Here is a 15,582-nt window from a genome sequence, read left to right on the forward strand (position 1 = left end):
TTCGTGGTTGCCGTGCCTTGGTGAGGTGGGTTCAGAGTTTCTGGGCGAGCCGGTAATAGGCCGCATTCCAGCGGACTTCCCGCTGGAAACCGCGCAGGTCCGTGGTGTTGTCGATCAGCAGCAGTTCCACGCCGGACATCTCCGCAAAGTCGGTGAGCACGTCCGCCCCGAGGGCGGTGCTGAGCACGGTGTGGTGGGCGGCGCCGGCGGTGAGCCAGGCGGCCGCGGAGGTGGCCAGATCGGGATGCGGCTGCCAGACGGCGCGGGCCACGGGGAGGTTCGGCAGCGGGGCGTCCGGAGGAACCACGTCCACCGTGTTGGCGGTCAGCCTGAACCTGTCGCGCATGTCGGACATGGCCAGGACGACGCCGGGGCCCGGGTCTGTGTTGAACACCAGGCGGACGGGGTCTTCCCGTCCGCCGATGCCCAGCGGGTGTACTTCCAGGCTGGGTTTGTCCGTGGTGAGGCTGGGACAGATCTCGAGCATGTGGGCGCCAAGGATTTTCTCCTCGCCGGGCACCAGATGGTAGGTGTAGTCCTCCATCAGGGAGGCGCCGCCGGGCAGGCCGGCGCCCATTACCTTGGCCGCCCGCACCAGCATGGCGGTTTTCCAGTCCCCTTCGGCGCCGAAACCGTAGCCGCTGAACATCAGCCGCTGGACGGCGAGTCCCGGCAGCTGCCGCAGTCCGCCCAGATCCTCGAAATTGGTGGTGAAGGCGCCGAAACCGCCTTCTTCAAGGAACTGGAGCAGGCCAAGTTCCTGCCGCGCCCCGTAGCGCAGGGATTCGTGCCGGCTTCCGCCGGGCCGCAGCTCCGGGGAAACGTCATAGATGTCTTCGTACTCGGCGATCAGTTTGTCCACGCTGTCCTCGGACTGCCCGTCCACCACCTCCACCAGGTCATTGACCCCCCAGCTGTTGATGGAGACGCCAAAGCGCAGTTCGGCTTCGGTCTTATCCCCTTCGGTGACGGCAACGTTGCGCATGTTGTCGCCGAAACGGGCAACCCGCATGCCCTGCATGGCTGCCCGGCCGGCACAGGCACGCTGCCAGGAGGCAATCTGGGCAATAACGGCGGGGGCGGAAACGTGCCCGACGACGGTCTTGCGGGGCACGTCCAGGCGGGCGGAGATATAGCCGAATTCCCGGTCCCCGTGCGCAGCCTGGTTCAGGTTCATGAAATCGAAGTCGATCTCCGCCCACGGCAGTTCCACGTTGATCTGCGTGTGCAGGTGAAGAAGCGGTTTGCGCAGCGCGTCCAGCCCGCGGATCCACATTTTCGCGGGGCTGAAGGTGTGCATCCAGGCAATCACGCCTATGACGTTTTCCGCTGCATTGGCGGCGAGCGCTGCCGCATGGATGGAGCCTGTGTCCGTGAGTGTCGGTTTCCAGACCGCGCGCACCGGCAGGCCGGCGTCGTCGAGCATGCCGACAATGGCCTTGGACTGTTCGGCTACCTGGCGCAGCGTGTCTTCTCCGTAGAGGTCCTGGCTGCCGGTGAGGAACCAGACCTCGTAGGGTTCGAGCGTGGTGTTGAGGGGACTCACGTCAGTGCACTCCTGAATTTGATGGGGTTGCTGCCGGCTGCTGGCCGTACACGTTCTGGTAGCGCTCGAACAGGGCGTCGATGTGCGCCGGTTCGATGGGCAGGGGTTCCCCGAGCTGGCGGGCGAAGTGGACCGTGCGGGCAACGTCCTCGAGCATGACAGCTGCCTTGACGGCGTCGCGTGCGTCCCGGCCGATGGTGAAGGGACCGTGGTTCCGCATCAGGACCCCGCGGGACCGGTGGCCCTGAAGGGTGGAAACGATGCCGCGGCCAATCGAGTCATCGCCGATGATGGCGAAGGGGCCCACGGGGATCTCCCCGCCGAACTCGTCAGCCATGGCGGTAAGCACGCAGGGAATCGATTCACCGCGCGCCGCCCAGGCCGTGGCATACGGAGAGTGGGTGTGCACTACTCCCCCGGTTCCGGGCATGTTGCGGTACACGTAGGCATGCGCTGCCGTATCGCTGGACGGAGACAGGCCTGCGTCCTGGCTTCCGGCCACGGGACCCCCGTCGGGGTCGCATAGGATCAGGGATTCCGGACTGAGGTCCGCATATCCGACGCCGCTGGGCTTGATGACGAAGTATCCGGTGCCGGGAATCCGGCCTGAAACGTTTCCGGCCGTCCACGCCACCAGCCCGTACCGCACCAGTTCGCCGTGCAGGGCTGCCACCTCTGCGCGAACGCGTGCAACTGCCTGCTCGAAACCGTTCCCTGGAATGCTCATGCGCTCACCTCACGGACCAGGCGGACTGAGCGGCGTATGGCCTTCAGCTTCCGCATGACGTCGTTGCCGCCCCGGCCGAAATAGTCATGCAGCGCGGTGTATTCCGCGTACAGCGCGTTATAGGCCTGCGAACGCTCCGGATCCGGCAGGAACTCGTTGCGGTGCACCCTCCCCATGGCAGCCGCGGCGTCCCGCACGTGCGGGTAGGCACCGGCGGCCACGGCAGCGTGGATGGCGGAGCCGAGTGCCGGGCCCTGGTCGCTGCCAATGACGGAAATCGGCATGCCGAGGACGTCGGCGTAGATCTGCATCAGGAACCGGTTCCGAACGAGTCCCCCCGCCGCGACGAACTCCGTCACCGGAATGCCCGAGGAGGTGAACGCCTCCACAATGGTGCGGGTGCCGAAGGCCGTGGCTTCCAGCAGCGCCCGGTACACCTCGTGCGGGCGGGTTGCCAGGGTCAGTCCCACGAGCAGGCCGGAAAGCTCATGGTCCACCAGGACGGAGCGGTTCCCGGACTGCCAGTCCAGGGCCAGGAGCCCGTGGGCGCCTACCTCCTGGCCGGCAGCCTGTTCGGTGAGCAGTTCATGCACGCTCATCCCGCGGTCGTCCGCCTCCCGGGTCAGTTCGGCGGGGACGAAGTGTGCGGTGAACCAGCCGAAAATGTCTCCGACACCTGACTGGCCGGCCTCGTAGCCGTAGAGGCCCTCGACAATGCCGCCGTCCACCACACCGCACATTCCCGGCACGTCGCGCAGGATTTCGGCGTTCATCACGTGGCAGGTGGAGGTGCCCATAATCGCGACCATCCGGCCCGGGCCGGCCACCCCGGCCGCCGGTGCACACACATGGGCGTCCACGTTGCCGACGGCCACCGGAATTCCGCCCGGCAGGCCGGTCCAGGCCGCTGCCTGCTCGCTGAGCGTCCCGGCGGCTGAGCCCAGGCTGCCCACCGGGTGTTCGAGCTTCCCGGAAACAAACCCGGAAAAGTCCGGGTTCAGTGCCGCCAGGAAATCCCGGTCCGGGTATGCGCCGTCCTGCAGTATGCCTTTGTACCCCGCTGAGCAGGCGTTTCGCACATAGTTACCGGTCAGCTGCCAGACAATCCAGTCCGCGGCTTCCACCCAGTGATCCATCCGTTCGTACAGCTCGGGGTCCTCTTCCAGCAGCTGCAGCCCCTTGGCAAATTCCCATTCGCTGGAGATCAGCCCGCCGTAGCGCGGCAGCCAGGAAACGTTGCGCTGCCCGGCGAGTTCGTTAATCCGGTCCGCCTGCGCCTGCGCCGCGTGGTGGCGCCAGAGCTTCACGTAGGCGTGCGGACGGTCCTGGAGCCCGGGAAGCTCATTCAGCGGGGTGCCGTCCTTGGTGACGGGAACCATGGTGCACGCGGTGAAGTCGGTACCCACCCCGATGACTGATGCCGGATCGATGCCCGCAGCCCGGATGGCCGCCGGTACCGCGTGCTGCAGGACCTCTATGTAGTCCGCCGGGACCTGCAGCGCCCAGTCGGGCGGCAGTGGTGCACCGGTGGCAGCCAGGTTCGTGTCCATCACTCCGTGCCGGTAGGGGTGCACCGCGGACCCGAGTTCGGCGCCGTCATCCACCCGTACGACGACGGCCCGCCCGGAGAGGGTGCCGTAGTCGATGCCCACTACATGGGCGGGATCATTCCTCTGCTGCACGGTGACCTCATTGTCGTAGACCGGTAGACCCGTGACCGTGGCCGGAACCGTGGAGGTCCGTTAATGTGAACGGTCACATTTCGTTGTTGCAGTCACGCTACTCCCGAAAACGTGACGGGGACCACAAAAGTTGGTAACGGTTTGGTAACGCCGCGCAGTTAGGCAAAAGAGGCCGGCGGCGCCGCAGTGGAACCGCGGCGCACCAGTTTCGGCGCCACATCACCGGTCTTTACCGGATCCCGGCCCTGCAGCTCGCCCAGCAGGACGGCAACGCAGCGCCGGCCCAGTTCGGGGAAGTCCTGCCGGACGGTGGTCAGCGGAGGAAGGAAGTGCGCTGCCTCGGGCACATCATCAAAACCAACCACGCTCACATCTTCGGGGACCCGCAGTCCGGCCTCAGCGAAGGCATGCACCAGACCCAGGGCAATGTGGTCATTCCCGGAGAACACCGCACTGAACTGCAGGCCATTGCGCAGTTCAGCGCCTACCCGGTACCCCGACTCCGCGGTCCACTCCCCTGCCGAAACAACTGCGGGCGCGAGGCCCCATGCCGCCATCTCCTCCAGGTACCCCTGGCGGCGGGCTTCGGTTTCCACCCATCCTTCCGGCCCGGGAACATGGACCACCTTCCGGTGCCCCAGTTCCAGCAGAGCGCGGGTGGCCAGCCGCGCCCCCGCGAGCTGGTCCACTGACATACGGTGGTCCTCGCTGTGCAGCGAATGCACGGTGACAAACGGAATCCGGATGGAGAGCTGTTCAATCACTTCCAGTGTCCTGGACTGCGGGGCAAGCAGCACCAGCCCTTCGACGGCATGGCTCATCAGCCGGTCCAGCGCTTCCTCAATGGAGGAACGGTCTGCGTTGTCGATGTGCACGGCGTCCACCACGTACCCGGCCTCATTCGCCGCATTCTGGACCGCCTGCAGGGTGGCCGTGGGCCCGTACTCCGCCCCGGAAGCCACCAGTGCGCCGATAATGCGTGATTCCCTGGTGACCAGGGCACGCGCAGCACGGTTTGGCCGGAACTGGAGCTGCTCCATCGCCTCCAGCACCCGTTGCCGCGTCGAGTCCCGCAGGCTCGGGTGTCCGTTGATCACCCGTGAAACGGTCTGATAGGAGACTCCGGCAGCTGCTGCCACGTCCCGGATATTGGAGGCACGCCGAGGGGATAGGGAATCCGTCCTGCCCTCATTGGTCATAGTCAGAACCGTACTGCACCGGCGGCCCGGGCGGCATCCAACGCTGCAGGACCGCGTTCTCCGGCGCACCCCGGCACGCCGCCGGATCCACGGATCATCCGCTTGGAAACCGGGGCGCCCGTTCCGCCCCGGCGGAGCCCGCGGGCGCCCGCGCGGGAACTTCTGGACAGTGCCCGCAGCGCGGGTCTAACGTTGGACCTCGTGCTCACATTCTTCAATGCGTTCAAGCGCATTTTGGTCGGGCGTCCGTACGGGAACGAGCGCCTCGCGCACACCCTTCTTCCCAAACGGATTGCGCTTCCTGTTTTTGCCTCGGACGCTCTTTCATCGGCTGCCTATGCACCCGATGAAATTCTGCTGACCCTGGCCCTCGCCGGCGTCACCGCCGTAACGGTCTCACCGTGGGTGGGACTGGCGGTAATGGTGGTCCTGCTCACCGTGGTGGCCTCCTACCGGCAGAACGTGCACGCGTACCCGTCCGGCGGCGGCGACTACGAAATTGCAAGCGCCAATCTTGGAAAGTCCGCCGGCCTGACCGTCGCTTCCGCGCTACTGGTGGACTATGTGCTCACCGTGGCCGTGTCCATGTCCTCGGCGGCGGCCTATCTGGTTACCGCGGTTCCCGCCCTGCACGGCAACCAGGCAACCATTGCGGTGATCGGCGTTGCCCTGCTGGTACTGATCAACCTCCGCGGCATCCGGGAGGCAGGGTCCGTGTTCGCGCTGCCGGCCTACATCTTCATGGCCTCAGTGCTGGGCATGTGCGTCACGGGTGCCGTCCAGTTCTTCTCCGGAAACCTCGAACAGGCGCCCTCCGCTGCCCTTGACCTCGTGCCGGAGGCCGGACTCGACAGCGGCCTGGTGGGCCTGGCCGGTGCCTTCCTGCTGCTGCGTGCCTTCTCCTCCGGCGCGGCAGCGCTGACCGGGGTGGAGGCCATCAGCAACGGGGTCCCCACCTTCCGCAAACCCAAGAGCACCAATGCAGCCACAACACTGCTGCTGCTGGGCGTGATTGCCACGGCCATGCTGGCGGGAATCCTGGCCATGGCCAACCTCACCAAGGTTCATGTGGCACAGGACCCGGCCACACAGCTCACCCTCAACGGTGAACCGGTGGGCGAGGGGTATGTGCAGCACCCGGTGATCAGCCAGCTGGCGGAGACCATTTTCGGGGGCGGCAGCATCCCCTTCTACATTGTGGTGGCAGCCACCGGGCTGATCCTGGTGTTCGCCTCCAATACCGCTTTCAACGGTTTCCCGGTCCTCGGCTCCATCCTGGCCAGGGACGGCTATCTCCCCCGCCAGATGCGCACCCGCGGGGACCGCCTCGCGTTCAGCAACGGCATCATCTCCCTGGGACTGGGCGCCCTGGTGCTGATTGTCGCCTTCGACGCGGATGTGACCCGGCTGATCCAGCTCTACATTGTGGGGGTTTTCGTCTCCTTCACCGCCAGCCAGCTGGGCATGATCCGGCACTGGACGGGGAAACTGCGCACGGAACGGGACAAGGACGTTCGACGCCGGATGCAGCGTTCGCGGGCCATCAATGCCCTCGGTTTCGGGATGACAGCCCTGGTGCTGCTGATTGTCATCATCACCAAGTTCACCCACGGCGCGTGGATTGCTCTGCTCGCCATGGCGGTCCTCTACGCGATCATGTACAGCATCCGCGTCCACTATGACACCGTGGCCCGGGAACTCACGCTCCGGGAGGATGAGCACGGACTGGCCCTGCCGTCCCGGGTGAACGCCGTGATCCTGATTTCCCAGATCCACAAGCCGGCACTGCGGGCCATTGCCTATGCCCGCGCCTCGCGCCCGTCCAGCCTGAATGCCATCACCGTGGATATTGATCCGGAAGAGACCCGGCGGACCATGGCTGAATGGGACCGCCTGCAGATTCCCGTGCCGCTGACCGTGCTATCCTCCCCCTACCGAGAGACCATCTCCCCCGTGCTGGCGTATCTGCGCGAGGCCCGCCGCAACGCGCCGCGGGAGCTGTTCGTGGTGTACATCCCTGAATATGTGGTGGGCCGCTGGTGGGAGCAGCTGTTGCACAACCAGACCGCCCTGCGGATCAAAGCGCGGCTGCACTTCGAACCCTCGATCATGGTCGCCAGTGTGCCGTGGCAGCTCGCCTCCAGCCATGACGCCCAAGGGGAGCCTGCCGGCGGTCCCGGCGCGGGCCCCGGAAACCGGGGTTAGCCGGGCCGGCCGGAGCTAGCCGGCCGCCGTGGTCAGCCGGGCGCCGCGGTCAGCCGGGCGCCGCGGTCAGCCGGGCGCCGCGGTCAGCCGGGCGCCGCGGTCAGCCGGGCGCCGCGGTCAGCCGGGGCTATTTGAGACCAGGGCTACTTTGGGGCCGTCCGTGGTTAGTCCAGGGCAGTGCCTGCGGGTCCGGCGGTATTCCGGCCGCCCAGCACGGAACGGTAGGCGTATTCCGTCAGCCTGCCGTCCTGTACCGCCTGCTCCACGGCAGCGAAGGAACGCGGGCCTTCTTCTGCGTAGGGGAAGTGGATGAGCTCGGCAATGAGCTCCCATTCTTCCGTGACCGAATCGATCAGGTCCGCCGGCGTCTCCTCCTGGGAGGGGCCGCCGTTCAGGACCGTCCAGGCGTCCTCGGGCACCCGGAAGGCCTCGAGCCGCTCCAGGTCGGCTTCAAGCTCGGCCAGGGTCGCGTACTCGGTCTGGGCTTCCGGCGGCACGGAGCCATCCGGGGTGGCAAGTTGCGCCACGAAGGTTGTCTCGGAGGACGGGTAGACGGAGGTGGGGACCGGTTCCCCTTCCTCCAGATAGGCCGGCAGCTGCGAGGGCATCCAGTACCAGGCATCCCCCTGGTCGGGGCCGCCGGGCTGGTCCCGTTCGCTGATCCAGCCGCGGGCAGTCAGCAGCGCCTCTGCCTCGTCGCTGAAGTACACGGTTTCCCCGCGAAGCATGGCGTTGACTTCGTGCTCGGCCCGGCGGGCCTGCTTTTTCTTGCTGACGGCCTTCTTGCGGGGCTTGGATTTGGGCACGGCTGATCTCCTGGGGATGTGGGGGAAGGCGGCTGGAACTGCGGAACCGGGGTTAGAACCCGCTTCCGCCTTCCACTGCCATATTCGAGAATCGGGAGTAATGGCCCTGGAAACCAACAACGATGGTTTTCGTGGGACCGTTACGGTGCTTGGCAACAATCACATCGGCCTCGCCGGCCCGCGGGGATTCCTTGTCATAGATATCCTCGCGGTGCAGCAGGATGACCATGTCGGCGTCCTGCTCAATGGAGCCGGATTCACGGAGGTCCGAGACCATCGGCTTTTTGTCAGTGCGCTGCTCGGAGCCACGGTTCAGCTGCGACAGCGCGATGACCGGGACTTCGAGTTCCTTGGCCAGGAGCTTCAGCGCACGGGAGAACTCGGAGACTTCCTGCTGGCGGGATTCCACGCGCTTGCCTGAGGACATCAGCTGCAGGTAGTCCAGCACCACGAGTTTGAGGTCATGGCGCTGCTTCAGGCGCCGGCACTTGGCGCGGATTTCCATCAGTGACATGTTGGGGCTGTCATCAATGAACAGGGGCGCGTCGTTCATGCGGCCCATGGTGGTGGCAATCTTGCCCCACTGCTCATCCTTGATGGTGCCCTTGCGCAGATCCTGCAGGCCAATGGTGGCCTCGGCAGACAACAGACGCATGGCAATCTCGTTTCGGCCCATTTCCAGCGAGAAGAACACCGTGGTCATGTTGTTCTTGATGGCCGCGGAACGGGCGAAGTCCAGCGCGAAGGTGGATTTACCAACGGCGGGGCGGGCCGCGATGACGATCATCTGGCCCGGGTGCAGGCCCTGGGTGAGCTCATCGAGTTCATAGAAGCCGGTGGGAACCCCGGTCATGCCCTCCCCGCGGTGCCCGGCGGACTCAATCTCGTCCACGGTGCCTTCGATGATGTCCTTCAGCGGGACATAGTCCTCAGCGGTGCGGCGTTCGGCCACTGCGTAGACTTCCGCCTGGGCGGCGTTGACGATGTCATCAACTTCCATGCCGTCATTGGAGTAGCCCAGCTGGACAATCTTGGTGCCCGCATCCACGAGCCTGCGCAGCACGGCACGTTCGCGCACAATCTCGGCGTAGAACCCGGCGTTGGCTGCGGTTGGAACCGACTGGATGAGCGTGTGCAGGTAGGCCGGTCCGCCAATGCGGCTGATTTCCCCGCGCTTGGTGAGCTCATCCGAGACAGTGACGGCGTCCGCCGGCTCACCGCGGCCGTAAAGGTCAATGATGGCCTCGTAGATGGCCTCGTGGGCCGGACGGTAGAAGTCGATGCCCCGGAGCACCTCGACACAGTCGGCGATGGCATCCTTGGACAGCATCATGCCGCCAAGCACCGACTGTTCGGCAACCAGGTCCTGGGGCGGTGTCCTCGCGAAATCCGGACTTGATGATGATGCCTTGGAGTCCGTATGCGTGAGCGACACTGTGACCCTTTCCGTTCCTGCGTAAGACGTTAGATCCCTGCCCTGCCGGAGCATTGGATTATCTCTATCAGCCGGCTCTGACATCCGTTGGGAGCCTGCTGTACTGATTGATCCGGATTCGGCGGGCATGCGTCTGATGAAGGGATTCACCGCAACGTTATGCCCACCCGCACCGGCTCGACAAACGAGTTATCCACAGCTCCTGTGGATAGTTTGTGCATAACGCGGCGTGTCTTGTGCACAGGCTGGGCATAAGGGTGTGGATAAATAATTAGTTTTGGCCCAAACATGGCTCTGACTAGGACAAATGCTTGTCCACACCTGTGTAAACAGACTATTTTTCCGGCGCGCCCGGTGAGCGGCCGCGTGTTGACAGCTCGGAAAAACAGGCATAAGGGGCTGCACTATCCACATTCGGTGCGCGGGATATCCACAAGACGGAGGTATTCAGCTGTGGACAACACACATCCGCTGCTGCCTGCCTCTAATCTGTGCTCTGTTGGGCCGGGTGAAAGCATCCGGCCGATGGCGCCGGCACGCCGTCCTGACAATAAAAAACACCCCCCGGTCCAAGGACCGGGGGGTGTTTTATCCGTCTGCGTCAGACGCTAGCCGGCAACGACCTGAAGGTCGATGACAGCTGCGACGTCGTCGTGCAGGCGCACGTTGGCCTGGAAGGAACCAACCGACTTGATGTGAGTCGGCAGTTCAACCTTGCGCTTGTCGATGGCGCCGAGACCGGCAGCTTCGACAGCAGCAGCAACGTCGGCGGGCTTGACGGTACCGAAGAGGCGTCCGGACTCCCCGGCCTTGACGGTCAGCTTGACCGGCTTGGCGGAGAGAGCTGCAGCCTGCTTCTGAGCATCTTCCAGGGAAGCGTGCTCACGGGCAGCGCGGGCAGCCTTGATGGATTCAACCTGCTTCTCGCCACCCTTGGTCCAGGTCAGAGCGAAGCCGCGGGGCAGGAGGTAGTTACGTGCGTAACCGTCCTTAACCTCGATGACGTCGCCGGCAGCGCCGAGACCGGTTACTTCGTGGGTCAGAATGAGCTTTGCCATGAGTTAGGTTCCTTTCCTTTAGCCGCGGCCAGCGCCGGAGTACGGCAGGAGAGCAACTTCGCGGGCATTCTTGATTGCCTGGGCGATCTTGCGCTGTTCCTGCACGGAAACGCCAGTTACGCGACGAGCGCGGATCTTTCCGCGGTCGGAAATGAACTTGCGCAGCAATGCTACGTCCTTGTAGTCGATGACAGTGATGTCAGCGGCCTTCAAGGGATTGGACTTTGGTTTGGGCTTGCGAAGTTCAGCCTTAGCCATCGTGGAGCTCCTTATGTCTGGTGGAGCCCGTGGATACATTTCCACGGGATGGGCTCGACGGCGGTTGCCGTCTGAGGGTGGCGCCCAAGGGCGCCGGGTGAAGGGCCGCTGCCACCCGGAAGGGGAAGCCGCTCTTCGGGTGAAGAGGTTTAGAAGGGCGGATCGTTCGAATCCGGACCGTTGCCCCATCCGCCGGAGTTGCCGCCCGCAGGGGCGCCCCAGGGATCGTCAGCGGGTGCGGACTGCGTCTGCTGCTGCTGGCCGCCGCCCCAACCGGAGTTGGAGTTGCCGCCGAAGCCGCCACCGCCGCCGCTGTTGCCGCCGAATCCGCCGCCACCGCCGGAGCGCTGGGTGCGGGTGACCTTGGCAGAGGCATAACGCAGCGAGGGGCCGATTTCGTCGACCTCAAGCTCCATTACGGTGCGCTTTTCGCCTTCTTTGGTTTCGTACGAACGCGACTTCAGGCGGCCCTGGCAAACTACGCGGGTTCCCTTGGTGAGGGACTCGGCGACGTTTTCAGCAGCTTCACGCCAGACAGACGCGCGGAGGAACAGCGTTTCGCCGTCCTTCCACTCGTTGGACTGACGGTCGAAGGTCCGCGGGGTCGAAGCAATGGTGAAGTTCGCCACTGCCGAACCGGACGGAGTGAACCGCAGTTCCGGGTCGTTGGTTAGGTTACCGACGACGGTGATTGTTGTCTCGCCTGCCATGAAAGCCTCCTGATATCTGTACGGGTTGTCCGAAAATTACTCTGCGGAAACCTTTGCAGCGTCCTTTGCGGCCTTCTTGGCATCCTTCTTCGAGATCTTCTGCTCTTCCGGGCGGATGATCTTGGTGCGCATGATGGTCTCGTTCAGGCTCAGCTGGCGATCAAGCTCGGCTGCTGCTGCAGGCGTACCGGTGAAGTTAACCACCGCGTAGATGCCTTCAGACTTCTTCTGGATTTCGTAGGCCAGGCGACGACGGCCCCAGATGTCTACCTTGTCGATGGTTCCACCATCGTTGCGGACGACATTGAGGAACTTATCGAGCGAAGGCTCGACGGTACGCTCTTCGACCTCGGGGTCGATGATTACCATCAGTTCATAAGCACGCATTTGTGAACCCACCTCCTTTGGGCTGTACGGTCACGGTATTTCCGTAACAGGAGGTTCTTTTGCGTTGTCTCCCCATCGCATGCGGCTGATCCGCAGCGAGGGGGAATCTGCCGGCCGAAGCCGACAGCACAGACTTTCCTATCCTATCCGATTTCCGCAGGCGGAAATGACACGCCGGTGTCCGCCGGGCGGGACACTGCCCTACGAGGCTCCGGCAGCGAAGAACAGTTCCGCGACGGTTGCCAGCCGCAGGGGGTCCTGGACGCCGGCCATTTCGCGTGCCGAGTGCATGGACAGGACGGGCATTCCGACGTCGATGGTCCGTATGCCGAGCCGGGTGGCGGTGAGCGGGCCGATGGTGGATCCGCAGGGCACCGAGTTATGTGAGACGAACTCCTGGTAGGGCACACCGGCCGCTGCGCAGAGGCGTGCCCACTTCGCAGTTCCCGGGGCGTCCGTGGTGTAGCGCTGGTTGGCATTGATCTTCAGCAGCGGGCCGCCGTTGAGTACCGGGTGGTTGGCGGGGTCGTGCCGCTCGGCGTAGTTGGGGTGGACGGCGTGCCCGACGTCGGCGGAGATGCAGAAGGACGCGGCCAGGGCGCGGGCCCGTTCCGCCGTGGTTGCGCCGAGTCCGTCGCCGATGCGCAGCAAAATGTCTTCCAGGAATGGTCCGGCGGCTCCGGACCGGCTGCCGCTGCCTACCTCTTCATGGTCGAAGGCTGCCAGCACGGCGACGGGTGCTCCGGGCGCAACGTCCGCGGCGATCAGGGCGGCTACGCCGGCGTGGACCGAGGAGAGGTTGTCCAGCCTGCCGGAAGCGAAGAACTCACCCTCGGCGCCGAAGACCTGCGCCTCCTGGGTATCTGCGGCCACAATGTCGTAGCCGCCGATCTCTTCCGCGGCCAGGCCGGCTTTGGCAGCAAGGAATTCCATCAGGTCCGCGGTGGACGGGTCCCCCTGCCCCCAGACGGGGTTCATGTGCTGCTGCTTGTCCAGTTTCAGGCCGTCATTGACGGCCCGATCCAGGTGGATGGCCAGCTGCGGGAAACGCAGCAGCGGGCCGGTTTCCACCAGGTGTTCCGTGCCGTCGAGGGTCACTATGCGGCCGGCCAGCTGGAGCTCGCGGTCCAGCCAGGAGTTCAGCAACGGACCGCCGTAGACTTCGACGCCGGCCTGCAGCCAGCCGTCGCGGCCGGTGGTGGGGCGGGGCTTGAGTTTGAAGGTGGGCGAATCAGTGTGCGTACCGAAGATGGAGAACCCCGTGGTGGGACCGGCGTCCTCGGGAGCCACCCACGCAATGAACGCACCGTCGCGGACCACGAAGTATTTGCCGGCGGTCCGCGGGAAATCCTCCGTTTCAGCGACTTCGGAGAAACCTGCCCCGGCAAGGCGGCGGGCGCTTTCCCGGACGGCATGGAAGCTGGAGGGCGAGGCGCTGACAAACGCGCCGAGATCTTTTACGTGGGCCAATGCGTCAGACATGCTCCGATTCAATCAGAGGAGTCCGGACAGGCGTAACCGGCGTCCGGCTGTAGACACAAAAATCCCCGGCAGCGGTGCTGCCGGGGATTGTGGAGGAGATGTCCGGTGAAGACGCCGGCGGCCGTTCTTCCGCCGCCGCCCTCACCGAAGTCTTTGGCTAGACGTCGCGGCGCTTGGTGACGACCAGGGAGATGATGAGCAGCACCAGCGCCCAGGCTGCGAGCACCAGTCCGCCCTCGAGCTGGGTGAGTGCTCCGTCGGCGACGGTCCCGGCGGTTACCAGCTGGGTGCCGGCGTTGCTCGGCAGGAAGCGGGCTGCGTCGGGGATCCAGTCGGCGATGCCCTCGACAATGCTGACCACCAGGGGCAGCACGAAGATGATGCCGATGGCGGTCACCACTCCCCCTGCCGTGTTCCGCAGCAGCGTACCGATCGCCATGGAGAACACGGCAATCAGTGCCAGGCAGGTGCCGGTGTTCAGGATGCTGGCAAGGACACCCTGGTCATCCAGCGACAGGCTGAGGTCACCGCGGTTCAGGATCGGCTGGGCTACGAGATAGGAAATGAACGCGGCGCCGGCGCCGATGACGAAGGAGATGACGGCGATGACAAGGTTCTTGGCCAGCAGCGCAGGAATCCGCTTCGGGACGGCGCTGAAGGTGGAGCGGATCATGCCGGTGCCCCATTCCGAGGCAATCAGCACTACCGCCAGCGAAGCGATCAGCAGCTGGCCGAAGAACAGGCCGCTGGCCGGGATTTCCGGGATCAGATCCTGGTATATCTGCGGGTCGCCGAAGGTCATGGCCTCTTCGGGGGTGCTTGCTCCCTTGATCATGTCCAGCACAACCACCACCTGCCAGGCGGCGAGGGCTGCCAGTCCGACCATCACGACTACGGTGATGGCCAGCAGGATGACGGTGGAGGGGACCGTGTTGACCTTGATCCATTCGGACTTCAGGACGCGCATGAAGTTGACGCCGGTGCCGGCCGGAGCGGGGGTGCGGTGGTTTTTGGATGTTGTTGCGGTACTCACGCTGCTAGTTCCCCTTCCCGGAGGCGGTTCCCGCAGGAACAGGTTCCTGCACCAGGTCCTGGGACCGGTATTCGACGTCGTCTCGTGTCAGTTCCATGTAGGCGTCCTCCAGGGACACCTGCTGGGGTGTCAGTTCGTACACCAGGATCCGCCGTTCCAGCGCCGTTTCGGCGATACTGCGCGGATCCGCACCGGTGATTTCCAGCAGGCCGCCTTCCTTCTCGACGCCGGCAACGCCGGGCGCGTCCAGTGCCAGAAGGAGATCGCGCGGGTTGTCCGTGCGCACCAGCGTCCGGATCTTGTCCTGGCCGGCGATGATCTCAGTGATCGGGGCATCGGCAATGATCCTGCCGCGGCCGATGACGATCAGGTGATCGGCCGTCTGTGCCATTTCGCTCATGAGGTGCGAGGAGAGGAACACGGTGCGGCCCTCCGAGGCCAGGCCCCGGGCCAGGTGGCGGACCCAGAGGACACCCTCGGGGTCCAGGCCGTTGACGGGTTCATCCAGGATGACGGTATGCGGATCGCCCAGCAGTGCCACGGCGATGCCGAGGCGCTGGCCCATGCCGAGGGAGAAACCGCCCACCCGCTTTTTCGCTACGGGACCAAGACCGGTCAGCTCAATAACCTCGTTGACCCGCTTGGCCGAAATACCGTGGGTGGCCGCCATCGCACGGAGGTGGTTGTAGGCACTGCGCTTGGTATGCACGGCCTTGGCGTCCAGCAGGGCCCCCACCTCGCGCAGCGGTGCCTTATGCCGGGCATACGGCTGGCCGTTGACCAGCACCTTGCCGGAGGTGGGCCGGTCCAGGCCGACAATCATCCGCATGGTGGTCGACTTACCTGCGCCGTTCGGGCCCAGGAAGCCGGTAACTTTACCCGGCTGGACAGTAAAGGAAACATTGTCGACGGCGGATTTGGCGCCATAGCGTTTCGAGAGGCCGTGTGCCTCGATCATGGTGATCCTCACGTAGGAACGGAAAGCAGGTTCTGGGGGCTGTCTCCAGACTAGGCCAGCACGGCGGGTCCCGGACCGTTCCAAGGGATGATTCAG

General features: G+C 64.8%; 14 protein-coding genes. 1 reads left to right on the forward strand and 13 read right to left on the reverse strand.

The features are described from left to right. Positions 1–31: 31 nt before the first annotated feature. From araA to AC5RVB_RS02030, 4 genes are all read right to left on the reverse strand, one after another. Entirely contained in the window at positions 32–1,546 is a 1,515-nt protein-coding gene (gene araA / locus AC5RVB_RS02015; protein WP_494141825.1) for an L-arabinose isomerase, read from the reverse strand. A gap of 1 nt (position 1,547) precedes the next feature. Beyond that, positions 1,548–2,273, reverse strand: coding sequence for an L-ribulose-5-phosphate 4-epimerase (locus tag AC5RVB_RS02020; protein ID WP_494141826.1), 726 nt, complete (start codon positions 2,271–2,273; stop codon positions 1,548–1,550). Further along, on the reverse strand, positions 2,270–3,955 hold the full coding sequence (araB, locus tag AC5RVB_RS02025) for a ribulokinase (protein WP_494141827.1): 1,686 nt from the start codon (positions 3,953–3,955) through the stop codon (positions 2,270–2,272). The genes AC5RVB_RS02020 and araB overlap by 4 nt, the downstream gene beginning before the upstream one ends. A 158-nt stretch (positions 3,956–4,113) precedes the next feature. Beyond that, positions 4,114–5,154, reverse strand: a complete 1,041-nt coding sequence (locus AC5RVB_RS02030; protein ID WP_494141828.1) for a LacI family DNA-binding transcriptional regulator — start codon at positions 5,152–5,154, stop codon at positions 4,114–4,116. Positions 5,155–5,355: 201 nt separating this feature from the next. Here AC5RVB_RS02030 and AC5RVB_RS02035 point away from each other — a divergent pair, with 201 nt between their 5' ends. Then, positions 5,356–7,359 (forward strand): APC family permease, encoded by a 2,004-nt coding sequence (locus AC5RVB_RS02035; protein ID WP_227903079.1) that lies wholly within the window; start codon positions 5,356–5,358, stop codon positions 7,357–7,359. A gap of 164 nt (positions 7,360–7,523) precedes the next feature. Here AC5RVB_RS02035 and AC5RVB_RS02040 read toward each other — a convergent pair whose 3' ends face one another. The 9 genes from AC5RVB_RS02040 to AC5RVB_RS02080 all read right to left on the reverse strand — a co-directional run bounded on the left by AC5RVB_RS02040 (position 7,524) and on the right by AC5RVB_RS02080 (position 15,486). Then, positions 7,524–8,165, reverse strand: a complete 642-nt coding sequence (locus tag AC5RVB_RS02040; protein WP_494141829.1) for a hypothetical protein — start codon at positions 8,163–8,165, stop codon at positions 7,524–7,526. Between the two features lie 52 nt (positions 8,166–8,217). Next, positions 8,218–9,600, reverse strand: coding sequence for a replicative DNA helicase (gene dnaB, locus AC5RVB_RS02045; protein WP_227903081.1), 1,383 nt, complete (start codon positions 9,598–9,600; stop codon positions 8,218–8,220). A 608-nt stretch (positions 9,601–10,208) separates the two neighbouring features. Further along, positions 10,209–10,658, reverse strand: a complete 450-nt coding sequence (gene rplI, locus AC5RVB_RS02050; RefSeq protein ID WP_227903082.1) for a 50S ribosomal protein L9 — start codon at positions 10,656–10,658, stop codon at positions 10,209–10,211. Positions 10,659–10,676: 18 nt separating this feature from the next. Next, positions 10,677–10,916: a 30S ribosomal protein S18 gene (gene rpsR / locus AC5RVB_RS02055; protein ID WP_007269381.1), complete on the reverse strand. Its 240-nt coding sequence runs from the start codon at positions 10,914–10,916 to the stop codon at positions 10,677–10,679. 149 nt (positions 10,917–11,065) lie between these two features. Next, complete coding sequence (locus AC5RVB_RS02060; protein ID WP_227903083.1) at positions 11,066–11,626, reverse strand: single-stranded DNA-binding protein; 561 nt, start codon at positions 11,624–11,626, stop codon at positions 11,066–11,068. Positions 11,627–11,662: 36 nt separating this feature from the next. Next, a complete protein-coding gene (gene rpsF / locus AC5RVB_RS02065) occupies positions 11,663–12,013 on the reverse strand; it encodes a 30S ribosomal protein S6 (protein ID WP_227903084.1) in 351 nt (116 codons plus the stop codon). 201 nt (positions 12,014–12,214) lie between these two features. Further along, the gene (locus AC5RVB_RS02070; protein ID WP_227903085.1) at positions 12,215–13,495 is read right to left on the reverse strand and encodes a M18 family aminopeptidase; all 1,281 of its coding nucleotides are present in this window, start codon (positions 13,493–13,495) and stop codon (positions 12,215–12,217) included. Positions 13,496–13,652: 157 nt separating this feature from the next. Next, complete coding sequence (locus AC5RVB_RS02075) at positions 13,653–14,528, reverse strand: ABC-2 transporter permease (RefSeq protein ID WP_494141830.1); 876 nt, start codon at positions 14,526–14,528, stop codon at positions 13,653–13,655. A 4-nt stretch (positions 14,529–14,532) separates the two neighbouring features. Next, complete coding sequence (locus tag AC5RVB_RS02080) at positions 14,533–15,486, reverse strand: ABC transporter ATP-binding protein (RefSeq protein ID WP_227903087.1); 954 nt, start codon at positions 15,484–15,486, stop codon at positions 14,533–14,535. Between the last annotated feature and the right edge of the window lie 96 nt (positions 15,487–15,582).

This window comes from Arthrobacter sp. Y3225209 (assembly GCF_059090685.1).